Annotated in this window: 24 protein-coding genes and 3 pseudogenes; 11 read left to right on the top strand and 16 right to left on the bottom strand. The window is 31.5% G+C overall.

The annotated features are described in order from the left end of the window. Positions 1 to 56: 56 nt before the first annotated feature. From AAHN00_RS01475 to AAHN00_RS01465, 3 genes and pseudogenes are all read right to left on the bottom strand, one after another. A pseudogene (locus tag AAHN00_RS01475) lies at positions 57 to 632 on the bottom strand (IS110 family transposase); the annotation flags it as partial. 319 nt (positions 633 to 951) lie between these two features. After that, entirely contained in the window at positions 952 to 1,722 is a 771-nt protein-coding gene (locus tag AAHN00_RS01470; RefSeq protein WP_342271907.1) for a DUF1828 domain-containing protein, read from the bottom strand. Continuing rightward, on the bottom strand, positions 1,719 to 2,165 hold the full coding sequence (locus tag AAHN00_RS01465) for a DUF6978 family protein (protein ID WP_342271906.1): 447 nt from the start codon (positions 2,163 to 2,165) through the stop codon (positions 1,719 to 1,721). The genes AAHN00_RS01470 and AAHN00_RS01465 overlap by 4 nt, the downstream gene beginning before the upstream one ends. Before the next feature lie 429 nt (positions 2,166 to 2,594). On the opposite strand from AAHN00_RS01465, the gene AAHN00_RS01460 reads away from it, so the two are divergent. Beyond that, a complete protein-coding gene (locus AAHN00_RS01460; protein WP_342271905.1) occupies positions 2,595 to 3,710 on the top strand; it encodes a hypothetical protein in 1,116 nt (371 codons plus the stop codon). Between the two features lie 83 nt (positions 3,711 to 3,793). Beyond that, positions 3,794 to 4,684, top strand: coding sequence for an IS982 family transposase (locus tag AAHN00_RS01455; protein ID WP_342271904.1), 891 nt, complete (start codon positions 3,794 to 3,796; stop codon positions 4,682 to 4,684). On the opposite strand, the gene AAHN00_RS01450 is transcribed toward AAHN00_RS01455, so the two are convergent. Together AAHN00_RS01450 and AAHN00_RS01445 are read right to left on the bottom strand one after the other, a co-directional pair. Beyond that, positions 4,652 to 4,975 carry an Arm DNA-binding domain-containing protein gene (locus AAHN00_RS01450; protein WP_342271903.1) on the bottom strand — a complete coding sequence of 108 codons (324 nt, stop codon included), beginning with the start codon at positions 4,973 to 4,975 and terminating at the stop codon, positions 4,652 to 4,654. The two genes, AAHN00_RS01455 and AAHN00_RS01450, sit on opposite strands and share 33 nt — an antisense overlap. Continuing rightward, entirely contained in the window at positions 4,972 to 5,115 is a 144-nt protein-coding gene (locus AAHN00_RS01445) for a hypothetical protein (protein WP_342271902.1), read from the bottom strand. The genes AAHN00_RS01450 and AAHN00_RS01445 overlap by 4 nt, the downstream gene beginning before the upstream one ends. Positions 5,116 to 5,896: 781 nt before the next feature. Here AAHN00_RS01445 and AAHN00_RS01440 point away from each other — a divergent pair. Continuing rightward, positions 5,897 to 6,136, top strand: coding sequence for a hypothetical protein (locus tag AAHN00_RS01440; protein WP_342271901.1), 240 nt, complete (start codon positions 5,897 to 5,899; stop codon positions 6,134 to 6,136). A 44-nt stretch (positions 6,137 to 6,180) separates the two neighbouring features. Next, positions 6,181 to 7,899, top strand: coding sequence for a hypothetical protein (locus tag AAHN00_RS01435; RefSeq protein ID WP_342271900.1), 1,719 nt, complete (start codon positions 6,181 to 6,183; stop codon positions 7,897 to 7,899). Between the two features lie 97 nt (positions 7,900 to 7,996). On the opposite strand, the gene AAHN00_RS01430 is transcribed toward AAHN00_RS01435, so the two are convergent. Further along, positions 7,997 to 8,632, bottom strand: coding sequence for a bifunctional (p)ppGpp synthetase/guanosine-3',5'-bis(diphosphate) 3'-pyrophosphohydrolase (locus AAHN00_RS01430; protein ID WP_342271899.1), 636 nt, complete (start codon positions 8,630 to 8,632; stop codon positions 7,997 to 7,999). Between the two features lie 275 nt (positions 8,633 to 8,907). On the opposite strand from AAHN00_RS01430, the gene AAHN00_RS01425 reads away from it, so the two are divergent. Beyond that, entirely contained in the window at positions 8,908 to 11,892 is a 2,985-nt protein-coding gene (locus AAHN00_RS01425) for an NB-ARC domain-containing protein (RefSeq protein WP_342271898.1), read from the top strand. A gap of 285 nt (positions 11,893 to 12,177) precedes the next feature. Here the strand turns inward: AAHN00_RS01425 and AAHN00_RS01420 are convergent. Next, positions 12,178 to 12,399 (bottom strand): annotated as a pseudogene (locus tag AAHN00_RS01420) (DNA adenine methylase); the annotation flags it as partial. Between the two features lie 118 nt (positions 12,400 to 12,517). Here AAHN00_RS01420 and AAHN00_RS01415 point away from each other — a divergent pair. After that, positions 12,518 to 13,036, top strand: a complete 519-nt coding sequence (locus tag AAHN00_RS01415; RefSeq protein WP_342270950.1) for a transposase — start codon at positions 12,518 to 12,520, stop codon at positions 13,034 to 13,036. Between the two features lie 411 nt (positions 13,037 to 13,447). Here AAHN00_RS01415 and AAHN00_RS01410 read toward each other — a convergent pair whose 3' ends face one another. Together AAHN00_RS01410 and AAHN00_RS14930 are read right to left on the bottom strand one after the other, a co-directional pair. Further along, positions 13,448 to 14,710, bottom strand: a complete 1,263-nt coding sequence (locus tag AAHN00_RS01410; RefSeq protein ID WP_342270914.1) for an IS256 family transposase — start codon at positions 14,708 to 14,710, stop codon at positions 13,448 to 13,450. Between the two features lie 212 nt (positions 14,711 to 14,922). Next, positions 14,923 to 15,066: pseudogene (locus tag AAHN00_RS14930) on the bottom strand (IS5/IS1182 family transposase); the annotation flags it as partial. 172 nt (positions 15,067 to 15,238) lie between these two features. Here AAHN00_RS14930 and AAHN00_RS01400 point away from each other — a divergent pair. After that, on the top strand, positions 15,239 to 15,664 hold the full coding sequence (locus AAHN00_RS01400) for a hypothetical protein (protein ID WP_342271013.1): 426 nt from the start codon (positions 15,239 to 15,241) through the stop codon (positions 15,662 to 15,664). Further along, positions 15,652 to 16,005: an IS66 family insertion sequence element accessory protein TnpB gene (gene tnpB / locus AAHN00_RS01395; RefSeq protein ID WP_342271896.1), complete on the top strand. Its 354-nt coding sequence runs from the start codon at positions 15,652 to 15,654 to the stop codon at positions 16,003 to 16,005. The genes AAHN00_RS01400 and tnpB overlap by 13 nt, the downstream gene beginning before the upstream one ends. Here tnpB and AAHN00_RS01390 read toward each other — a convergent pair. The 7 genes from AAHN00_RS01390 to hslV all read right to left on the bottom strand — a co-directional run bounded on the left by AAHN00_RS01390 (position 16,002) and on the right by hslV (position 22,483). Continuing rightward, positions 16,002 to 17,198, bottom strand: a complete 1,197-nt coding sequence (locus tag AAHN00_RS01390; protein ID WP_342270935.1) for an IS66 family transposase — start codon at positions 17,196 to 17,198, stop codon at positions 16,002 to 16,004. The genes tnpB and AAHN00_RS01390 overlap by 4 nt on opposite strands. A gap of 215 nt (positions 17,199 to 17,413) precedes the next feature. After that, positions 17,414 to 17,647: a hypothetical protein gene (locus tag AAHN00_RS01385; RefSeq protein ID WP_250310741.1), complete on the bottom strand. Its 234-nt coding sequence runs from the start codon at positions 17,645 to 17,647 to the stop codon at positions 17,414 to 17,416. Positions 17,648 to 17,924: 277 nt separating this feature from the next. Beyond that, positions 17,925 to 19,007 (bottom strand): IS5 family transposase, encoded by a 1,083-nt coding sequence (locus AAHN00_RS01380; RefSeq protein ID WP_342271895.1) that lies wholly within the window; start codon positions 19,005 to 19,007, stop codon positions 17,925 to 17,927. A 224-nt stretch (positions 19,008 to 19,231) separates the two neighbouring features. Next, positions 19,232 to 19,924, bottom strand: coding sequence for an ATP-binding protein (locus AAHN00_RS01375; protein WP_342271894.1), 693 nt, complete (start codon positions 19,922 to 19,924; stop codon positions 19,232 to 19,234). 41 nt (positions 19,925 to 19,965) lie between these two features. Continuing rightward, the gene (locus tag AAHN00_RS01370) at positions 19,966 to 20,559 is read right to left on the bottom strand and encodes a magnesium chelatase domain-containing protein (RefSeq protein WP_342271893.1); all 594 of its coding nucleotides are present in this window, start codon (positions 20,557 to 20,559) and stop codon (positions 19,966 to 19,968) included. A 2-nt stretch (positions 20,560 to 20,561) separates the two neighbouring features. Beyond that, positions 20,562 to 21,926, bottom strand: coding sequence for an ATP-dependent protease ATPase subunit HslU (gene hslU / locus AAHN00_RS01365; protein WP_342271892.1), 1,365 nt, complete (start codon positions 21,924 to 21,926; stop codon positions 20,562 to 20,564). Continuing rightward, a complete protein-coding gene (hslV, locus tag AAHN00_RS01360; RefSeq protein WP_342271891.1) occupies positions 21,923 to 22,483 on the bottom strand; it encodes an ATP-dependent protease subunit HslV in 561 nt (186 codons plus the stop codon). The genes hslU and hslV overlap by 4 nt, the downstream gene beginning before the upstream one ends. Before the next feature lie 90 nt (positions 22,484 to 22,573). On the opposite strand from hslV, the gene AAHN00_RS01355 reads away from it, so the two are divergent. Genes AAHN00_RS01355 through asd form a run of 3 tightly spaced genes read left to right on the top strand, consistent with a single transcriptional unit; the run spans position 22,574 to position 24,392 of the window. Next, on the top strand, positions 22,574 to 22,939 hold the full coding sequence (locus AAHN00_RS01355) for a DUF2628 domain-containing protein (protein ID WP_342271890.1): 366 nt from the start codon (positions 22,574 to 22,576) through the stop codon (positions 22,937 to 22,939). A 51-nt stretch (positions 22,940 to 22,990) separates the two neighbouring features. Beyond that, a complete protein-coding gene (locus AAHN00_RS01350; protein WP_342271889.1) occupies positions 22,991 to 23,341 on the top strand; it encodes an HIT domain-containing protein in 351 nt (116 codons plus the stop codon). A 25-nt stretch (positions 23,342 to 23,366) separates the two neighbouring features. After that, on the top strand, positions 23,367 to 24,392 hold the full coding sequence (gene asd, locus AAHN00_RS01345; RefSeq protein WP_342271888.1) for an aspartate-semialdehyde dehydrogenase: 1,026 nt from the start codon (positions 23,367 to 23,369) through the stop codon (positions 24,390 to 24,392). Positions 24,393 to 24,412: the final 20 nt, after the last annotated feature.

The raw sequence follows: 24,412 nt of genomic DNA, 5'->3' as shown, positions 1-24,412 counted from the left end.
TACATGAGGCATTCATGCCGTAATATTAAGCTCTGCACTTGCAGTGCAGAGTGGTTAACTTTTTTATCATTTTCTACAAATTCTTCTTTTAACTCACTAAATGTTTGGTAGCTTAGCTGACTTAAATCCCCTTCGTCTAAAATCTCAGTTAATTTTGTTATAATCTTATTGATTCCTTGCGGAATAGTAAAACCAAATTCATATAATAGCCCTCTAATCTCATTAGCAAGTGCAGTACGATTTTTTACCAATCTCTGTCTTACCCTATGAATAAATAAAATATCTTGTTGCTCTACAGTTTTAATGGGTACAAACCTCATACTAGGTCTTGCTACTGCCTCACATATTCCTTCTGCATCAGCTTGATCATTTTTATTGGTTTTGACATAAGGCTTAACAAACTGTGGTGCCATTAGTTTTACATTATGACCTAATTTTATTAATTCTCTTGCCCAATAGCTAGCTCCACCGCAAGCTTCCATGCCTACTAGACATTTTGGTACGTTAGCCATAAAAGTTAAAACCTGTTCTCTCATTAATTTCTTCTTTAATATTGTCTTGCCATTTTTATCTACACCGTGAATTTGAAAAATTCTTTTTGCAATATCTATACCAATTGTGGTAACTTCCATATGGACCTCCTTATTGTTGATTAGGATTCATTTCCTATCCTAGAAGATTAGCATACGCTTCTCATTCTGTATATAGGGTAGGTCCATACCATTATTTTAACATTTTCTTATGGATTTCTTTATTATTTTCTGCCATTAAACCCTATTATCTATAAGACTTATAGAGTTTTGCCGGACAGACTTTTTACATTTTTTGGCAAAAATTGTTCGCGGAATCACCCGGGGGGTGTACGCGTCGAAAAATGGGGTATAGGGGGGCGTTTGCAAAAATTTTTTTTAAGGTAATTAATCAGTTAGTATTAAAATCTCATTTTTAATACTAAGCAGTTAATTCACTCTTAAAATTATCTCGTTTACTCCATGGTATAGGGATAATTTGGTAATTTTTTAAAGCATCTTGAAAATTTTCTGGTATAGGCTTCTCATTGTCATTTATAAAAGTATATGCTTTTGCGTCAGATGAACGTACTTCTCTCGTATCAAACCAATCTCCCATAATACTAGTTGCTTTATTTTTATTTGGAGTATTTACTGTCTGAATCATACGCTCAGGGGCATATTTTGATTTTGGAATAAGAAAATCAAAATGTCTAAGGTAACCGGATTGACCTAAAAATGCAACTCTTTCAGAATATCGGATATCACAAGCATCTAGCCACATTTGTACATCTTCATAAAATAACGAAGCAATGTTAGGTCTTGCTAAGTAAAACATATCGTTAACGGCAAGAATTGCTTGAATGAGATTATGCTTGGCTAAAGCAAAATTTTGTTGATTGGTTTTAACAAACATTTCATTATTATTTTTATGTACACCAAAACCATTAAGAGTCATCTCTAAAAATTTCTGTCGTCTATCAGAATCCAGCAAACATCCTGATTGTTCTAAATCATCAATAGTCCAACTATCATCAGTCAGGATATAACTATTCCCCTCTTGTTTTAGATAAATTTGTATGTAGTCATTATGGGGGTCAAGATAAGGGGTAGTTATCTCAAGCCAATCTTTTAATTGTTTCCATGCTGTTTTATCTCTTAACCATTTATAGTAATTTTCTAAAAGAAGTTCTATATTTAAGCTTGGAGTCATGAGAATAATCCTTTTGTAAAATTTGGAACTTCAATAATTTCACAATACCCCATAAAATCATGTAAAGTTTGCCAAAAATCATCTATATCTCGAAAAATATTATTTGGGATAGCAAATGCCCATTTATCACCATATCCTTCTCTATATAAGTGCAAATGTGGTATACCTACTTCTTCACCATCAGGATTTCTATGACTACTCCCTAAATCTAAGCGTGCCAATACTATGACTTCTCTAGAACGATTTTGATATTTTTGTCTTTTAAGGTCTAGTCTTCCTCTACTAATATCCAGTATAAAATTTTCTCTTTTATCAAGAGATATCAAAGGTACTGCTATTTTACCGCCAAGATCCGGAAGATTCCAAATATTATTATCCATTTTAATTTTTTTCATTTTAAACAGAAAATCAGCTTCATCTTGTGTAATGTTAATCTGTGTCATTTTAAAATCTAATTATTTTTATAAAAAAATTAGTTGCTAATATTTATAGTCACCTTTTTGGTTAAAACCCCCAGCTTCAGCTGGGAAAGACTTCAGTCCTTGTTCTAATATTTCAATTCACTATAACTTGAATATATGATATTTTAATATACATGAAGAGCTTGCTCTTATGTATATTAAAATATCATATATGACAGATTATAACAAGACTAGCCACACTGTATTTTACCATCGCTTTCATGTTGTTTGGATCACTAAATATCGCTACAAAAGTATTGCAGGGTAACTTATAAGAATTAGGATCAGAGAGATAGCACAGGCATTAGTAATATCTCTTTAGAGTAATAGCGACTTCCAGTCTAGATATCAACCCACCAGCTTCAGCTGGTTGTTATTGAGTAAAGTAACTACTAATAATTAAAAAATATTATGCAACAAGAACAATTTGTTTACTCGCAAAAAAATAACTTCTCAGGTGGTGAGCTAACCCCAACTATTGAGGGAAGAACAGAGCTGGCTTTGTATCAAAACGGCGTTAAGAAGCTGATCAACTTCATGTTGTTACCCTCAGGGGGCATTATGCGAAGACATGGTACGCAGTTTGTTCATTTGTTCAGTGACAATGTACCAAGAAAAATGGCAGCTGTGATGTTCTCAAGGAAATTATCCTACTTGCTGGTTTTTGAATCGCATCAGCTAGAAACTCGTTGCTTATTCTTTGTTGGTGGTGAATTGTTGTTAACTAGTAAAGTTATACAGGATGAAGGGCAAAATTTTCATTTTCGTCCTAAGGATTTTTCTTATGTAGTGTTTCAAGGAATTGCTTATATTTCATTTGGTGATAAGAGACCAATTTTTAAATTCTCCATTGATCCGCAAATTGTCGAGCAATTTTACCAACATATTGAAGAGCAGGCAAGAAAGAGACAGGTAGAATATGGTGAAAGAGCTGAGATAGCGTCCAGTAGCAGCTATGAGCTAGCCAGCAATTTCCCTAACAAAGATAAGATGTTTATCATTGAACCACTAAAATGCCAAGTTAACTATTTTTCGACAGGACGAAGTGACCAAAGAGAACGCTTAATACAAAAACCTTTTAATGAAGTAATCTACGGAGCAGAGGTAGACAAAATTAATGATGAGCTAAAAGCTATTCACCAACGAGCAGCTAACCTATCAACTGGGCAAAGCAATATCTACCAAGCCACGTCGGAGAAATTATATTGTACTTCAGTGGTTACTTTTGAAAACCGATTATGGTGCTTTGGGGTTAATAAAAATATTCATTCAATTTGGGCAAGCTATAAAGGAGATTTTAGTGATTTTAGGATGGCATATAGGATTTTACTAGAAGCTCGTAACCCGTTAAGTGCTTTTTCAGCAACTTTCTCTTCATCTACTTTTGATAATGTCCTGTGGTCAGTGCCTTTTGCCGATGAATTATTATTAGGTACTAGTGACGGCATTTATTTAGTCAAAGAAGGAGATCGAGCTAAGGGAGAGTTTGTTAAAATCCATAAAACGTCAGTTCGGGATAAGATATAGATGAAATAGTAATAGATAAAAGGATTGTCAAAAAGGAGTGCCTGCAGTATTTATATTTTTAAACAAAAAAACAAACTACAGGCATGAGAAAAGATATCACAGAATTATATAGTTTTATAGATGATTTTTGTAAAATTTATTTGGAGTATGAACAGAGAAAGTTATTACCATCAAATAAGCAAAGAAATCGCTGTTGTAGCATGAGTCTAAGTGAAATGTTAACAATAATAATTATGTTTCATACATCCTATGCTAAGAATTTTAAATTTTTCTATAAAAGTTATATAGAGTGCATGCATAAGGATGATTTTCCCAAAGCCTTGAGTTATAATAGATTTGTTGAATTAATGGCACGATTATTCATACCGCTAAATATGTTGATTCATTTGTTGTTTGGTGAGGAAACAGGTATTTATTTTATTGACTCTACAACGATTAAAGCTTGTCACAATAAAAGGCGTTATAGCAATAAAGTTTTTAAAGGATTAGCCAAACATAGTAAATCCTCTATGGGGTATTTTTATGGTTTTAAATTACATGTAATAATCAATAATAAAGGGGAGTTTATGGCATTAAAAGTGACCAAAGGCAATGTAGATGATAGGGTTCCAGTACCGGAGTTAACAAAAAGATTAACTGGAATTATAGCAGCTGATAAAGGTTATATTAAGCAAAATTTGTTCTTAAATTTATATGAAAGAGGCTTAAAAATGATTCATGGAATTAAGAAGAATATGGAAAATAAATTAATGGATTTGAAAGAAAAAATCTTACTTCGAAAGCGTAACTTAATTGAAACAGTTTTTGATTATCTAAAAAATAAAATGAACCTTGAACATACTAGACATAGATCACCAATAAATTCCTTTGTCCATATATTATCTACTCTTGTTGCTTACTCATTAAAGAAAAATAAACCTTCAACAAAATTTGATTTTAATCTACATGTTCACAATATCCTTATCCCAAATTGACGTGATAGCTAATTTTTTAATAGGGTTAATGCCGCTAGCAATTTGGGCTTTCAGCTCAATAGCTTTGTTTCTTGCCTCTGCTACCGACATATAGGGAAATTTACCTAATTTAATTGTGCGGTATGTACCATCCACTGTTTTGCGTAAGTAAAAAACCTTAGTGTTGTTCTTTCCGGGCGATGCTATGAGAATCAAGCCTGGTTCTTTGGTATCAACATAAACCTCTTGTTTAGTTTTATGAGAAATAATTTTGCTTATAGCTTCTTGAGTAAAATTTAATTCAGTTGTCATAAATCTACCTTAATTATATCGTTAGTTTCAGTGATGCTGTCACGGATGATGTTATTGGTATTTTTTATTGTCCCACTTTGGGAGAAAAACCCCGCACTTGCAGTGCGTCGTTTCAACATAAATTTTAAATATCTTATCAAGAAAAGATAAGATAAGATAAGATAAGATATTTTTTTAACAAAATCTTACACTTCACAGATATATTCTTTTTGTGTTGTGACACTTTTTAAATGAACCATACACAAATAGTTTCTAACTTTTAAGTTATTACATACATGAGGCATTCATGCCGTAATATTAAGCTCTGCACTTGCAGTGCAGAGTGGTTAACTTAGATTTAAGTGATTTTTTATTGATTTTTAATATAGGAGGGCATAGAGTAAAATCCTGTTTTTTGTTTTCTGAAAAATAGACACTGAGGTTAGAATTAAAAATTTGACTATTATCATTTTAACCTCGGTGCTTGATACTACACCACGCAGTTCCATGTTCTACAAATACACCCATTATTCCTGATAGTACAGGGGATTTTTACTAGATTTAGAAAATTTTTTTAAATTTTTAGAATAGTGTCAACTTAGTAACATCAACTAAAATTGTTATTATAGTTGGCGTCTAAATATCTGATAAGTAAGCACTTAATTGAGCTACTTAATGTGTATTGAGTTATATACCGACAATTTTTGTGATATTTATTGTTAATTTAATTATTAATATTAAGTTTTAAGCAAAAAATAATTAAAAAAAATTAACTTATTTAATTAACCTATTTTAGTTTAATATTAAAATAATAATTCAACTAAGAATGTGACTAAAAACTATTATTTTTCATGTAGGTTTTATTTTGGTTTTGCAAGAAATTACCCCAATTTTTATCATAAATTGACAAATATATTAAGTTTAGATAGTCTTTAAATATTAATGCAAATTATAGGAGGAAAGCTTATGAGTACTAGGACTTTAAGGATTACAACTAATAAAAAAGCTGGGGAGAAAGACAGGAATCGAACCCCTGACCTAGTGATTGGTAATGATGAGGTCGGAGGTTCAACCCCTCCTAGCGGCACCACCTACCTCAAAGCTTTTTCATTATATTGCAATAATCTGCTTTTTTATGAAAAATTTTTATGCTGTATATATGCTGTAAAAATAGTAGTATAATTGTCCTGAAAGTCCTTCTATAATGATGTTTAGAAGGAATCTATATGCTGCATATATGCTGTAACTTATCTAAATCTGCTACTAAAAGCAGTAGTAATTCCGTAATATTTTACAACTTCGTTGGTAATTTTGTGCCACCTGAATGGCGTGACCTTTCTTCCAACACTGGTAAAGTTTTAAGTAAAACTGCTAGACAACTCCTATCACTGATCGTATTTCGCTTGCAAATCTATCATAATAATAGCTTAGATGAACTCCAGGAAACTTATAACTTCTTTGAACAATCTCTAGGAGTTTGCCAAGAACGGGTTAGACAATGTTTGCTGGAGTTGCAGAAAGCTAGCTTTATTGATCTTCGTAAAGCAACCATAGTCAAATATGGCATTAAGTGTCGTAATGTCCCTTGTATTAAACTGGCAAGAAATTTCCAACCTCATTCTCAATCACTTTCTACTGAAAATGAAAAAATTTTACACTCAACCCAAAAAACTTTTGGGGCTAACCCCAAAGAATTTTTGCCTCAACCCCAAAAAAGTTTGGACCACTCTATATATATAGATAATAATAAAAATATATCTAATAAATCTAGATCTACCAAATCTGAAATTTTTCAAAATGAAAAAAATCAAGTTGATGCGAATGAAATTGATAATAACCAGCAATTACCACAGCAAAAGATTGAGCAAATTTTACAATTTGAACAAGAATTATCAGATGAAGCACAAGTTGATAATACTAATACATCTACTGAAAACCCTATGAGAGATGCCTTGCCACTCAGTACGACATTACAAAAAGTTGTTCAGCAAGTCTCACAGAAATGTCAGCCAGTAGTAGAGTCAAATTGCTCCAATAGTTCAGGCATTCCAGTTGTAAACCATAAAAATAGCTGGTTCAGAAGAAAAAGATTAGCTGATTTTTATCCTCTAACTCAAGAAGATGCTGATTTATTGCAGATTAAATCAAATCGAGAATTTAACTTAGACTTTATCAATAAGTTGTTATTAAAGTTAGCTGGGGAATATTCAAATCATCATTTTGGTCATAAGAAAGTGCTGTTGAACTATATGGCTAAAGCTTTAAGCAATGAACTACAAGAAACTACTAAAGCTAATTCTAGCAATTTCCAGTTTAAATCTAGTGATGAGAATAAAGCGAAAGAGCAGTACTTACAAAAGATAGAATATAGTACTGATACTAGCCGGCAGGCTCAGTTAAAACGTAAAATTTCTGGTGCTTTTGATACTGATACAGCTTATCAGTTGTTAACTGCTTGTACATTTGGTAAAGTTTTAGGGGATCAATTTCAGCTCAAATTATTAAAAGATATTTCCTTATCAGAACATGTTAAAACTAAAATATTACAGCAAGTACAAATGGTGTATGGTAATAAAATAACAAAGTTACAAATTATGCCATACAAGCAATCTATACCAACGATACAAGAAAATAATACTAAAGATGAAAATCATGCTTATTTGCTTGAGCTAAGTAAGCAATTAAATCCTGATTCATTATGGTATAAAGCTAGAAAATTTTTAATTGAACGATACAATAAATATGTTGATATCGCTACCTTTAGTAAATTAATAGTACTGCAAGAAGATAACATTAATAAAAAAGTAACTCTTAAACCCACTTCAGCCTTTTACGATTATTATATTAGAAATCGTCATATGCAAGATTTAGAAGCCGCTTTTCAAGCTCAAAATTGTAGCTTTGAATTAATTAGCTGGAATGATAATTACAATATTATTACTTAAAAATTAGTCAGCTTGATGATTTTTCCCTAAAATATTAGGTAGTTTAGGTAATTGAAATGCTTGATGTAAAAGGATTTTAGTCTAGTAAAGCCTTGTTTTAACTTTTAGACGAAAAGATAAGTTCCTTGATAACTTTATTTAATTGTACATCATACAAATTATGACAAAGATTCTCAATCGCTTGCTCATAAGTGATTAGTTCTGATATAGTCCAATTAAACTGGCTAAAAATATTATATGCATTATTGATCTTAGTATTAATACTAGTTATGTTAAGTCTTGTATTAGATAATAATCTTCTTAACTTTCTTTCCTGCATTTTTTTATAGTCATAATGGTTTGCTGTACCAAATTCTGCGAAATTATGCATTTCTCTAGTCCGTATTTGTATTTCTATGTTACGTTCATAGATATTAGCTACAACTATGACATGCAGAGAACGGTAGCCATTATTCTTAGGATTATCAATATAGTTTTTAAACTTTTCTATATTAACAGAATAGATGTTGTGAATAATAGCCAATACTTTATAACAATCTTCTTTTTTATCAACTATAACTCTAAAAGCAATTAGGTCAGTTAATTCTTTCAAAGCAATACTCTTTCTTAATATCTTCTTTAAAGCAGAACAAGGATCTTTTAATCTGTAATGTATTTCAGCTACTATATCATTTTTATACAGTTTAGTACTAATAGCACCTATGATATTACGTAAATCGTTAGTATTTTGCATAATTAATACTCTGCTATTAGTTGTAGTAAATTTATTTAAAAATATTTATTATTTTACAATAATTTAAGTGTAGTTTAACTTCCTTACCTACTAAGCTAGAAGAATTTATTAAAACCTAAATTAGAATTATTCCAACTCTTAAAAAAACATTAAGTATTATACGTAAGTAAAATACTTAAATATAATGTAGAGACTCTTTCTATTATTTATGTTTGTATTTACCAAATGGTTCTATAACCTGATAGAATAATAATAGTTTAAATAAATTAGATTTTATGGAAGATAAAGAGATACTATGTCCACAAGATATTTATGAAAAGCACTTGATAATAATTAACAATATCAGCTTTACATCAAGAGAAATAGACGTGATAGCATGCATTATGCATGGGAAAAACACAAAAGGAATAGCTAATTTCCTATCAAATGAGGATAAACAGATCGAGATAAGAACTATTGAAAGTCATATCTCTAATATCAAACGGAAAATACGAACAAATACCCGAGAGGGAATTATAAACTTTATAGAAACATCTGATAAATACAAGCTAATACAAAATTATTATTTAAGTTTGTTAATTCAACAAGAATTTAAAAAAATCTTAAAGGAAATTTTAATATTAACAAAGTCTGATAATATATCATTTTTTATTGTTTTACAGATGCTAGAAAACAATGATTTAAACTTGATAATTAATAAGATACGTAGTGATTTACAACTTATAGGCATAACAGTTTTTATAGAACTACGGGAAAATTTTGATAACACTCCTATAGTTTTAAGGCACAAGGAGACACATGATGAAGGCAGAAAGCAATTAAGGCAATGTACTGTCTATATTTTACCTGTAAATGAAGCTAATATATCTAAACAACAGCAAGGTGATAATTCTGTTATTATGTTTAATGAGCAGGATATATCTAAAGTATTTTTTCTTATACCGCAGGAATGTATAAAATTTTCATCTAAACAAACTAATTTTGAATATATTAATCTCTCTTTGTCCAAACAATATTATTTTGTTTTTTTAGAAATTATTACAAAGATTTTTCCTAATATGAATGTAAACAACATTATTATTAAGTTCAAGGAAAGGTATAATAATATTATATCAAATAATTCTGCTTCACTTTCTCCTCAATCTTATTTGACAAATAAAAGTGTTCAAGGTAAAGCTAGGAATATTTATCTACTAATAGTTGGTGTATTGATTTTGATTATTTGTAGTACTTATTTTTTAATATTTAGCCCAACTATTAAAAAAACGGTTAAAAGTCAAGAAGCAGAAGTGTCATATCTTAAAACACAAGAATCAGTAATACTTCCTAAGAACTTGACTAGTTGGAATATACCTAGACAAGATAATGTTTTTGTTGGAAGAGAAAAACTATTGAGTGATTTATACAATAAATTGCATAAGAATCATACACCAAAAGGAATAAGCAATTTAGCAATTAGTGCATGTGCTGGACTTGGGGGAATTGGTAAAACACAATTAGCCTTGCAATATATAAATCATACAAAACATCCTTATACACTTAAAGCTTGGTTTTCTGCAGAGAACATTGATGATTTGTATAATAAATATGTTGAATTTGCTAAGTTATTAGGATACACAGAAGCCGTCTATACAAAAGAAAACATTATTGCTTATATTAAACAATGGCTAATTGACAATCCAGGATGGCTTTTAGTTTATGACAACGTAAACAACTATCGTGAAATTGAACCATTTCTACCAGAAGCTGGTGGACATGTGATTTTAACAACTCGTCAGCGTTATTGGCCAACAAAGTTTTCAATATTACCGGTTAATATCATGACAGAAGAGGAAGCTATCAAAACAATAAAGACTTTAATAGAGCGAGATATATCAGCAGAAGAACAAGATGCTATAAAAGAATTAGTAGAAGTTTTAGGATATTTACCCTTAGCACTAGTACAAGCTGGTTCTTATATTAAGCAAAAACATATCACTATTCCAGAATATTTAGGTCTTTATAAGAGGTATGAATCAGAACTATTAGCGGATAATTCTTTTTTAGAAGAAACAAAAGGCTATAACTATCCAGTGGCAATAACCTGGAATATTAGCTTAGAGGCAATTGTTAGAGATACTAAAATTAATAATGAACCCCCTATAGCTATTGAACTTTTAGCGGTATGTGCATATCTAGCTCCAGACAAAATCTCTCGTAAACTATTACTGACATGGCTACAAACAGCTTATCCACATTTATTGTCTCCACAATTAACATTAAATAAACATATTGCTCTATTATGGCAATATTCTATGATCAATTATGATGATAATGATAATATTGCTATTCATCGCCTAGTACAAGCAGTTTTATATCACCAGATAAGTCAAGTGTCAGAGAGCAAAAATAATATTTATTCTACCTTAAATTTAAGATGGTTTGAATCACTATTACAATTTTTTATAAATAATGAATACGAATTTAAACTAACTAATTCTTTTCAACAACTTATTGAAACTGGTCAGCAATTTAAAACTAAATTTAAGGATAAATATAATGAAAATCTTGCAGCAATGGACTTAATAATTTCTTTGGTCTACTTTGAGCAAGAGAAATATGAAGATTTTCTAAAGATACTTGATCAGGTTAATACATATTTGCAAAAAACTGATGGTTTAGAAATATTAAAGTGTAAAATTCTAGGTTTATACTCACTATATTTTCGTAAAATTGGTAATTATCACAAGGCTGAAGAAAAAATAAATGAAGCATTTTATGAGTATAATAATATAAAAATAAGTAAGTCAGAAAAAGATAATGATATAACAAATTTAAAGGCAAATTTATTGTCGAATAAAGCTAGTCTTATCTTAGTCATAAATAAAGCAAAGGATAAAATCAATATAAATATACTAGAAATAGAGACTGCTATAAAATCAATTCAAGAAGCAATATTTTTATTCAAGGGAACTCATAACACTAGAAACTTTTTACGATCCATAATATTATATGGAAAATTATTTATTTTAGCCAACCAAGCTGATAAAGTAATAATAGAGTTTAATAAATATAATAACTTAATTGAGCAAGTAGCTGATAACAGAACTAAAATGTTTTTTTATATAACTTATTCAGATGCTTATTTTAGTAAAGGTGATTTCAATAAAGCTTTGGAGTATTGTGGTAAGGCTAAACAACAAGCAGAAAGATTGCATCTTAACGATGCACTAAATAATATTAACAATAAAGAGAAAACTATTAAAGCCTCACTGCAATAAAGTTGAGTAGGGCTTACAGCATAGTACCACAATTTTTGTAAGGAAAAGTGTAGAGTGGGAAAAGCTCTTTTGTAGGAGGTAGTAATAAGGTATCTATTAATTGAGTTACAGCTGTTGTATATTGATAAAAAGTAGTTTTGATATGATCAAACACAACTTAGATTCTCTTACGAGCCAAATACATTGTCCTGATAGCTTCAAACAAAGAATTACTACAATACTTGTATCAGTACTGTTAGTAAAACAATAGATTTAATCATCTTATAAATGTTAAACACGACCTTGTCATACATAATTTGTAACAATTACCTCATTAGAAGTTTTTCTTGTTTGGGGCATAGAGTAAGTAACCTTGATAGTATTAATATTAAAATCTTTGTACAAACTTCTAATAAAAGGAGTATCACTATTAGAAATCATAAACTTAACAGCTTTATTATCTAGTTCCTTAGCAAAATCTCTTAGTCTCATTTGTTCTTGTTCATCAAATGGCAATCTAGTATAAAGTCTGTCCGGCAAAACTCTATAAGTCTTATAGATAATAGGGTTTAATGGCAGAAAATAATAAAGAAATCCATAAGAAAATGTTAAAATATGCTAATAAACCTTATGGATTTCAGTCAATATGCCAATAGAAAATATTATCAAATCACAAAAACAAGGAAAACTTTTTGGTTATAAATTAAAAGAAGAATTAAACTCAAATAATAAGCTATATAAATTAAGAGAATTAATAAATTGGTCTGGTCTAGAAGAATGGTTATCAAAAAATGTTTCTATTAAGAGATTTGGTAGAAATAGAAAATGTCATAGAGTGATGCTTGGTGTAACGATGCTACAAGCAATGTATAATTTTTCAGATTCATTAGCAGAGGAAGAACTAAAAGAAAACATGTATTGGCAATATTTCTGTGGGTGGGAATATATAGAAACAGATATAGCGATGTCGGAAACTAGCATAAGAAGATTTCGTAATTTATTAGGTGAATCTGGATATAACGAGATATTAGCAGAGTTGATAAGAGTTGGAATAAGAACTAACACAATTAAAAAAAAAGATTTGGAATTGATAATTGCTGATACAACGGTACAAATTAAGAATATCAAGCACCCACATGATGTTTATAGTCACCTTTTTGGTTAAAACCCCCAGCTTCAGCTGGGAAAGACTTCAGTCCTTGTTCTAATATTTCAATTCACTATAACTTGAATATATGATATTTTAATATACATGAAGAGCTTGCTCTTATGTATATTAAAATATCATATATGACAGATTATAACAAGACTAGCCACACTGTATTTTACCATCGCTTTCATGTTGTTTGGATCACTAAATATCGCTACAAAGTATTGCAGGGTAACTTATAAGAATTAGGATCAGAGAGATAGCACAGGCATTAGTAATATCTCTTTAGAGTAATAGCGACTTCCAGTCTAGATATCAACCCACCAGCTTCAGCTGGTTGTTATTGAGTGAAAAATTTCTGTTTTAGTAAAATTTTTACATGAGCTTATTGTTAACGATTGAGTCAATCATTTAATTTGTGTAAGTTCATTTTTTATTTTCCAATAAATCATATTTAAAATCTCCACAAAGTATTTCAAATTGATTTAAAGCTAAAGACCAATCTTTAATAGGCATGGTCCATTTTTTGGCTGCATTTTGTAGGGATAAAAATATTATTTTTTGAATTGACTTATCATCTGGAAACACCCCCTTATTTTTGATAATTTTTCTAATTTGACGATTTACAGATTCTATAGTGTTAGTAGTATAAATTACCTTTCTGATCTCTTCAGGAAAGGCAAAAAACGGTATTATCCCAGACCAATTACGTTGCCAAATATCAGAAATTACCGGATATTTTTTATCCCATTTTACACCAAATTGCTGAAGTTTTAAACGTGCCATTTCGTCATTATTAGCTGTATAAATTTGTTTTAGATCTGATGTGACCTCTTTTAAATCTTTATATGACACATACTTTACTGAATTGCGAACCATATGTACAATACATAATTGTACTATAGTACTCGGGAATACACTGCTTATAGCTTCTGGAAAGCCCTTTAAACCATCCACACAAGCAACATAAATTTGTTCAATTCCTCGATTCTTTAACTCAGTAACTACTTGCATCCAAAATTTAGCACCTTCATTTTTGCCTATCCAAATGCCAAGTAACTCCTTTTTCCCTTCTATATTTACAGCAAGTGCTAAATATACTGCTTTATTTATTACTATGTGATTGTCTCTAGATTTTACATAGATACAGTCCAAGTATAATATTGGATACACCCTATCTAAACAACGATTTTGCCACCTAGTTACTTCTTCTATCACCCCATCTGTTATGGTGGATATCAAGTCACCAGATACATCAGTTTGATATATTTCTTCTAAATGCCCTCGGATCTCGCTGACTGTCATACCGCGACCATAAAGGGATATCACTTTCTCATCAAATCCATTAAATCTCCTCAGCCCTTTTGGTATTAATTGAGGATTATACTCTCCTTCCCGATCTCTTGGTACTTCTACTGTCAGCTTACGACCATCCCCATCAATTACTGTCTTCTCATAGCTACCATTACGACGATTATTATCTACTTTTGGCATCTTGCTATGTTTTGAATATCCTAATTCATGATCCAACTCACTTGCTAATATTTTCTCAACTATTTGCTTCTTTAGCTGTTGAAATAAACCATCTCGACCAAATAACTCCGATGGATCTGCTTTTGATAATAATTCTTCTACTAGCTGATTACTGATGTCTAATGTATCTTTATCTGTATCTAATTTTTTAGCCATAATTCCTCCTTGCTTGCTTAAGTTACTTTTTTTACAGTAATCTCTTACTGCTTTCTTTGCAACTTACACAAACTAACAGTAATCTCTTACTGCTTTCTTTGCAACTTACACAAACTATAGGACAGACTCTAACGATTTTTTTTAATCGTTTAGCAAGTTTTTTAATGATAATTTTTTTATGTAGAGTTAGGCATGATGTGTAAATGATTGGCAATACATCGTAAATTCAAACCTATAGCAGAGATTATTGGATTGATCACATCTCCTATCACACCCTTCAAGAAGTTTCTGCCCATCCTGCCATATTGTTTCAAATGCCCTATTATTGGTTCTATAGCACTGCGTCTCCTGATCATACACTTGTCTTCTTTCAATAACTTTTTCCGAGTTTTTGGGGTATATACCTTACTCTTCTCTTTAACATTGCTGCCAGTATAACCAAGATCAACGTATACCTGCAGCAAAACTGCATAACTTTATCTAATGTTTTTGCTAGTATGAATTTTTTATACATTTGGGTTTCATACTATGCAAATACCATCAATTACTATTGAGCAAGTAGCTCAGCAATTTAAAGCCTGGCGTCAAACTAAAACTAATAAGTTTGATCCTATACCAAACCATCTAAAGGAATTAGTTTACCAATTACTCCATCATTATTCTTACCAAGAGATAGCTAAACATCTTAATATTAATAAAGCAACAATCAGTTCAATTAAAAAAGCCCATGAGCCTACCCTCAAAACTTCTCCTGTCTCAACTTCAAATCAAGCTCTACAACAAAATATTAATTTTCTCCCATTTCAACTATTAAATTCTATAGATACCGATCCTGTAGCTGCACCCAAACAAAATCACTATACTTGTCACATTATTAAACCAAATGGTACCAAACTTATTATCCAAACACTAGAACCAAAAACCATAATTCAGACATTTTTATGCTGCAACTAACCCCGGCGTCAGTTATTTTTGTTGCCACTATTGCCATCGATTTTCGCAAGGGTATCGATGGCTTAATCGCTGTTTGTAGACAAAAACTTTCTTCTGACCCTCTTAATGGTTCCTTGTTTTTATTCTATAATAAAAACAGAACTGCCATTAAAATTTTGTCCTTTGACGGTCAAGGCTTTTGGCTATGCTCTAAACGCCTATCCAAAGGTAAATTTACCGCAAAACTTTTCCCATCTGATAATTCATCTTATCAAATTTGTTATAGAACCTTACACATTCTTATTCATAATGGTGATCCTAGTTCTGCCAAATTCTCTAATGATTGGCTTACTGTCGTTTAAGCTGCTGTCTCGATTAATTCCGTATTATTCATATATCTTGCATAGGCAAAAGGCGTATAATTCGCAGGACGCTTCTTTGCTTTGCTACTCTGCTCTTGTAGCCAATTTAAATATTTAAAGGCATTGATCTCGTTCTCACTACAAGTCTTTACTATACTATACAGACCACTATGTATCTCAGCACTATTGATTGTTTTAAAGAATAATGAATTCTTCCTTTGTAAAATAATGGTACGCAGTGATCTCTCAGCCCAATTATTATCAAGATTGCTAACTGGGATTTTTAAAAATTGGGTCAAACCTTCTTTATTATTTATCCAATATTTCATAGCTTGTCCAAGCCTACTATTAGGCTCAACTTTCTTGTCGTTAAATAATTCGTCTATTTTGTTATATATGTTTTCTATATATTTACTGCTATGTTCCTGATGATACCCAAGTTTTTCTTCAGGACTCATCTCTTTACATTGATGTTCATTGTGGTAAATCCCTCGTGTTTGTTTGAGAAAATATCCGCATTCTTCAGGGTAATATAGTTCATTCTCTGTAAATTTTCTCTGACCATGTGACAAACAATTGATCATCACTATTATTGCCAGTAATTCTTGATCTGCTTCTGATAATACCGGGTTATTATTGTTACTTGCGTCAGTCATTAATTGGATAGAATCTGTTCTATTCTTACGATTCTTTAGTACGTTACCTATATTTTCTCCACCATGCCTATTACCGGTAAAATATAAAACTATCACCTCATTATTTGCAGTCTTAGCACATATTGTAGTAGTATAACAGCTGCGTCCTTTCTTATTTTGAGTACGTAATTTCTTATTGGCTATAGTAATTTCTAAAATCCTAGCTCTAGTATCATCAAGGTTCAGTGAACTACATTCGGCAGCCATTTCCAATAATACCCCGTAAATTTCAGCTCCACCACCTTCTTGCCAAACATCTAAATATTGTTGCCAGAGCGAGCTATATGCCACAGGAACACCACTTAAACTTTGCAGCCTAGATAAACGGTAGAAAGGAGTACCATAGGTCTTTTGTAACACTATTGCACTTCTGCTACTATTTGTCCATTTGTTGATATTTTTATTGTTCATAACTATATAATCACAAGCATTACAACGTAGCGTTTTCTTTACATATCTGTTGACTGTAATTGGAGCATTACCTGTAAATTGTAGCAATTTTCTAGCTTCACTATTATATAGTTTGCCATTACAACAGTGAGGACAGCTATCACCACTACAAAAATTCTCAGGAGTTAAATAGCTGGTATTCGCATCCTTATAATCATCAAACCCATATTTACCTTGCCAATTACTACGATCTATCTTTTTGGGCTTATCGCACTCTTCTTCATTACCACCATTCCCGTTATCAGATTCACTTGGCGGTTCTTTTAATGAATCTGAACTATCTTTTTTTTGTTATCTGCCTTAAAACCAATCAGCATTTCCTTAAGCTTATTTATACTGATATTTGATGATGCTAGCTTGTCTATTAGCTCATTACAAAATTTCACAAGTTCTACTATCGTTTGCTGTTCATCTCCCGTTAATGAACTTTCCTTGACATGTTGTATTAGTTCTTCTCGTTCTTCAGCACTTAAGGTCGCTACTTTTGGTTTTTTCATTTGATTAATTATCATTATTATTAATATTTCAAATGTTATAATATAACTGGTACTTTTTCAACTAGTTTTTATTACAAAACTTACGCTATGTTATCTCAAGTATGACTAAAAACCTTGGCTGAAAGCCATTTTTTCATAGTAAAGAATTTTAATAATATCTCAGTACAAAGCCACTTATCATAAAACATAGCGTAACTTTTGATTAATCGGTGATATTTGCATAGTAGAAACCCAAATTTATACAATAAATTCATACTAGCAAAAAAATTAGATAGTGTTACGCAGTTTTGCTGCAAGTATACAGATCAACAAACGATTTTTTTATCTTTATTCCAGTTACATTTTCTACCGCTTCAAAACTCTGCTGCAATGTATGACCATCATAAGGATTATTATGAAACGATTTTGCTGACAGTACAAAATTTCTACGACCACTGACTACTACCGCAACTTTATTGCCAAACTCATATGGCTTGTTTCGTTTTCCCTTCCCTATACACTCTACCTCAGGGGCATGAAAACTATACAATATTTTATTCTGTTCTTTGTATTGCTTTTTCTCTTCTCTTTTTAAAACAGATTGGCTATGTATTTGTTTTACTTTTTTCAATACTTCTTGATCTCTGATAGATAAGTTTAATTTCTGATTTTTTATCTCACGCTCACATATTCTAACCAAACGACCAAGTAACGTTTTTAAATGCTTCATTATTTTCCAACGCTTCTTGGCTTTGCTATGCTCTTTATACTTCCAGAGCTTTATTATATCTCGCTTATAGGTTCTAGCGTAGGTTTCGTTTAAACTTATACCCAAACTTTGGCAAAGCTTCACAATACTAAGCCTAGCTTTATCCATTAAATAAACATCATGTGGGTGCTTGATATTCTTAATTTGTACCGTTGTATCAGCAATTATCAATTCCAAATCTTTTTTTTTAATTGTGTTAGTTCTTATTCCAACTCTTATCAACTCTGCTAATATCTCGTTATATCCAGATTCACCTAATAAATTACGAAATCTTCTTATGCTAGTTTCCGACATCGCTATATCTGTTTCTATATATTCCCACCCACAGAAATATTGCCAATACATGTTTTCTTTTAGTTCTTCCTCTGCTAATGAATCTGAAAAATTATACATTGCTTGTAGCATCGTTACACCAAGCATCACTCTATGACATTTTCTATTTCTACCAAATCTCTTAATAGAAACATTTTTTGATAACCATTCTTCTAGACCAGACCAATTTATTAATTCTCTTAATTTATATAGCTTATTATTTGAGTTTAATTCTTCTTTTAATTTATAACCAAAAAGTTTTCCTTGTTTTTGTGATTTGATAATATTTTCTATTGGCATATTGACTGAAATCCATAAGGTTTATTAGCATATTTTAACATTTTCTTATGGATTTCTTTATTATTTTCTGCCATTAAAACCTATTATCTATAAGACTTATAGAGTTTTGCCGGACAGACTGTTTTAAGAAGTGATACAGATTCCACGGCATCTAAAGAGCCTTGCTATGACGATTATAGAAAAATTTAGGGTACTATGATACAGAAGTACGACTAATGGTTAATTCAAAAGCTACCCCCTATTCTTCTATAGTTTAGTGCTTCAGCAATGTGTATCCTGTAGACGTTGGAAGAAGCGTCTAGATCCGCTATAGTTCTTGCAACCCGTAAGATACGGTTATAAGCACGCATGGATATACGAAATTTTGTCGCGGCTTCATTAAGTAAATCCTTACCGTCATCTACTGGCAATGCATGTTCGATAAGCAACTGTCCATCCAAACGGTTATTTGTTTTGATATTATATCCTTCATATCTAGTTTGTTGAATATTACGAGCCATTTCGACCCTGTATGCTATCTGCCCCGACTCTTCTTCTGTATCATCTTCTATTAAATCATAGTTATATGAGTCGATAGATCCTACCTCTATATGTAGATCAAATCGATCCATGATAGGACCAGAAATTCGTATCTGATAATCGCTCCCACATTTTGGGGCTTTAGAACATGCTTTGTGAGGATCGCTTAAATAACCACATTTACAAGGATTCATTGCTGCTATTAGCTGAAAGTTGGCAGGATATTTTATATGCGAATTTGCTCTAGCAATCAGTATTTCTCCGGTTTCAATTGGCTGCCTTAAAGATTCGATAACGTTAGGTGGAAATTCTGGTAATTCATCTAAAAACAACACTCCGTTATGTGCTAACGATATCTCTCCAGGTTTTACTCTTTTACCAACCCCACCGCCGACCATCGCTGCTATCGAGCATGAGTGGTGGGGGGGTACGAAAAGGTCTAGCTCTTGATAGTTTCCCGTTTGCTAGCTTGCCTGCAACGCTTGCTATAGTAGTCAATTTCTAATTCAGGTGATGATAATATTTGTGAGCCTTTAAAATGGTTAACTAACTCTATTAAATTTCCTGCTACCAAAATATTATTATTGCCCGACCATGCAGCTTCCTGACCATTAGATTTTGAACAAATTAGCCCTTTATTTCTAGCCAAAGCACCAATAGCAGCAGGCAAAGCACCGCTGACAGGTAGAATAGAACCATCTAGAGATAATTCGCCTATTACTAGATATTCTTGTATTTCCTCAGCTGGTAAAATTTTCATGCTGCTAAGTATAGCACAAGCAATAGCAAGGTCAAAATGACTACCTTCTTTAACCAAATCAGCTGGAGCTAAATTTATCAGTATTTTTTGAGCAGGCAAGGCAAGACCTATTGAAGAAAGTGCTGCTCTAACTCGTTCTTTAGACTCGCCAATAGTTTTATCAGCAAGTCCTACTATAGTAAAATTAGGTATACCTGGCGATATCTGTACTTGCACATCAACATCGATAATATCTATACCGCTAAAAGTTAAACTACCAAGGTGAACTATCATTTTTATAAAATAAATTTTACTAGATCAAGATTCTTGATAATTTTTGATAATTGCTGGTCGACAAAATGTTCGTCAATAACTATCTCTTTTTCTTTCGTATCACTTGCATTGAAGCTTATCTCCTCCAATAAATTTTCTAGAATAGTATGTAATCTTCTTGCTCCAATATCTTCAACTTCTAAGTTAACATTTGCTGCATAAGTAGCAATTTTATCTATTGCATTATCAGTAAATTTTAATTTTACCCCTTCGGTTGCAATTAAGGCTGAATATTGTTTTATTAAACTTGATTCTGGTTCAATTAAAATTTTTATCATATCGTCCTTAGTAAGTGAGCTTAACTCTACTCTAATAGGTAGCCTTCCTTGCAATTCAGGTAACAAATCAGATGGTTTTGATAAATGAAAAGCACCTGATGCTATAAATAATATATGTGCAGTTTCTATAGGTCCATGTTTTGTATTAACAGTTGTACCCTCAATAATAGGTAATAAATCTCTTTGTACTCCTTCTCTACTAATTTCTGAACTTTTCCCCTCAGCTCTTGAGGTGATTTTATCTATTTCATCCAAAAATACTATACCATCATTTTGTACTAGCACTAAGGCATCTTGAATAATTTTTTCTTGATCGATCAATTTTTCTGACTCTTCGGCAGAAATAATTAAACGAGCATCTTTAACCAGCATTTTCTTAGTTTTTATTTTGTTAGTACCAATAGCTTTGCCGATCATATCAGAAATATTTAATACGCCCATGGCAGCTCCTGGCATACCAGGAATCTCAAAATTACTACTACCAAATAAGCCACCTGAATCTGTTATACTTATTTCAATTTCAGTATTGTCAAGTTCACCTTTTTCAAGCTTGCGACAAAATTTTTCTCTAGTTTCAGTTGATGCTGATTTGCCGACTAAAGCATCCAAAATCCTCTCTACAGTTTTTAAATGTGCATTAGCAATCACTGCTTTTTTAGCATTAGCTTTTTGGGTGTTAACAGCTATTTCCACTAAGTCTCGTATTATTGACTCAACATCTCGTCCAACATATCCTACTTCAGTGAATTTTGTTGCTTCTACTTTAAGAAATGGTGAGCCGCTAAGCTTAGCAAGTCGCCTAGCGATTTCAGTCTTACCTACGCCAGTTGGCCCTATCATTAAAATATTTTTTGGCACTATTTCTTGACGAAGTGGTTCGTCTACATTTCTACGTCTACAGCGATTCCGCAACGCTATCGCAACAGCTTTTTTAGCTTTATATTGCCCAACAATGAATCTATCAAGTTCAGCTACGATTTTAGCGGGAGTTAATCCCATAGATTTAGCGGGAGTTAATCCCACTGATTTTTTCTTAATATTAGTACTCATATAACTTTTTCTAAAATAATATTATGATTGGAGAAAACACAGATGTCGGCTGCAATATTCATTGATTTTAAAGCAATCTCTTCGGCAGTTAAGTTATTATCAAAAGACATTAAACCTCTAGCAGCAGACAGTGCATATAATCCACCAGAGCCAATGGCAGCAACGTCACCATCAGGTTCAACTACATCACCATTACCAGTTAAAATTAATATATTTTTTTGATCTGCAACGATCATCATTGCTTCAAGTTTACGTAAATATTTATCGCTACGCCAATCTTTTGCCAGTTCTACAGCACTTCTCAGTAACTGATACGAATATTTCTCCAACTTTAATTCTAATTTTTCAAATAAAGTTAGAGCATCTGCAGTAGATCCAGCGAAGCCAGCAATAATACTATTATTGAACATGACTCTTAATTTTCTTGCTGTAGATTTTAAAATTGTATTACCATGGGAGACCTGACCATCTGCTACGATTACAACATTTCCACCTTTTCTTAAGCACAGTATAGTAGTACCGTGTAATGTGACAGGACCGGGCGAGTTATCTGACATAAAGAATCTTTTAAATATTGATGTTTGGCTATTTGTTTATTATTATGCTATTTAAGTAATCATTTAATATCGTAATTACAAGACTTTCCTATGAATATTTATTCAATATATGTTAATCCTCAAAAAAAAGATAATGATTTTATTCTTATCAAGCAAGGTTTTTCATTATTTGCTGCGTTTTTAAGCGTGTTTTGGGCATTATATCATAGAATGTGGTTACCACTAATAACTACTTTGATATTAAGTATTTTTATATCAAGTTTAGGTTGTACTAATTTTATTTCTGTAAGTCAACTCGCCATTATGTTGATATTTGGTTTTTTCAGCGATGATATGAGAGAATATGATTTGCAAAAAAAGAAATACCAACTTACAGACATAATATTAGCAAAATCTGAGATAGAAGCTGAATTAAAATTTTTAGAACGCTTAGTGGATAAAAAAAATGTGTTATAGTAATCTCAAATATTAACATTTGGGAGTAGATAATAAAAATGAGAGTATAATATGTATGACAAGAATAATGTTTTTATAAAAATTATTGGTAAAGATATTCCAGCAGAGATAATATATGAAGATGATAATCTAATAGCATTTAATGATATAAATCCTGTAGCTCCAGTACATATAATAATTATACCAAAAAAAGAGTATATTGACTATAGTGATTTTATCCTTAAAGCTTCTAGCGATGAAATTAAAGATTATTTCACCAAACTAGCCTATATTGCATCGCTAGTTGGTTTAGATCAAGATGGCTATCGTTTGATTACTAATAAAGGGGTAAAGTCTGGACAGAGTGTGTTCCATTTTCATTTCCATATTATAGGGGGAAAAACTATTTCTAAGCTGATATAGTCAATTGATAAAAAGATAAATGTAGATGACAAAACAATATAATATTGCGGTAATTGGTGCGTCGGGTAATGTTGGGCGAGAAACTTTAGAAATTTTGTTTGAGAGAAATTTTCCAATTAATAATATCCACGCTATAGCTTCGAGTGAGTCTAATGGTAAAGAGGTTAGCTTTGGAGATGGCACTATAAAAATATCTGACATAGACAGTGTAGATTTTAGTAAAATCGATATTGCTTTTTTCTCAGCTGGTTCAGAAATATCAAAGAAATATGTACCCAAGGTTGCAGAACAAGGTTGCATAGTTATTGATAAATCGTCATTTTTTAGACTTGATCCTAATGTTCCTTTGATAGTTCCAGAAGCTAATCTAGCCAGCCTAAAAGATTATACTATTAAAAATATTATAGCTAATCCAAATTGTTGTACTGCTCCTATAGCTACTGTATTAAAGCCTTTGGATAATGCAGTAAAGATTAAGAGAATGGTGATATCGACTTATCAATCGACTTCAGGAGCGGGCAAAAAAGGAATGGAAGAGCTTTATGAGCAAACCAAGGCAAAATATGTCTTTAAGGACATCGAGCCTAAAATTTTCCCTAGGCAAATAGCTTTTAATTTATTTCCTTATATAGGTAGTTTTAATGAAGATGGTTCTACTAGTGAAGAATCTAAGATTGCTTTGGAGTTAAAAAAAATTATAGGATCACATGCTAAATTTAGTATAACTTGCGTAAGAGTGCCAGTGTTTGTTGGTCATTCTATTTCAGTGAATGTTGAGTTTAGCGGAGAGATAGATGCTAAAGAAATAGAAGAAATACTAAAAGAATCAGACTCTATTGTAGTTAATTCTCATTTGGATAAAACACAATATGTTTCTCCCATAGATGTTGTTGGTAAAGATATTGTTTATGTTTCGCGAATTAGAAATGATCATAGTCAAAAAAATACCATTAATTTATGGATTACAGCAGATAATTTACGGAAAGGAGCAGCTTTAAACGCTGTACAAATTGCTGAGGAGTTGATAAAAGGATATTTGTCGAAAAAGTAATTAGGTTATATTTTAGGCTC

The sequence above is a fragment of the Candidatus Tisiphia endosymbiont of Parasteatoda lunata genome, assembly GCF_964030955.1.
In the GTDB taxonomy this organism is placed as follows: domain Bacteria; phylum Pseudomonadota; class Alphaproteobacteria; order Rickettsiales; family Rickettsiaceae; genus Tisiphia.
This window is presented reverse-complemented; position numbering and strand designations above follow the sequence as displayed.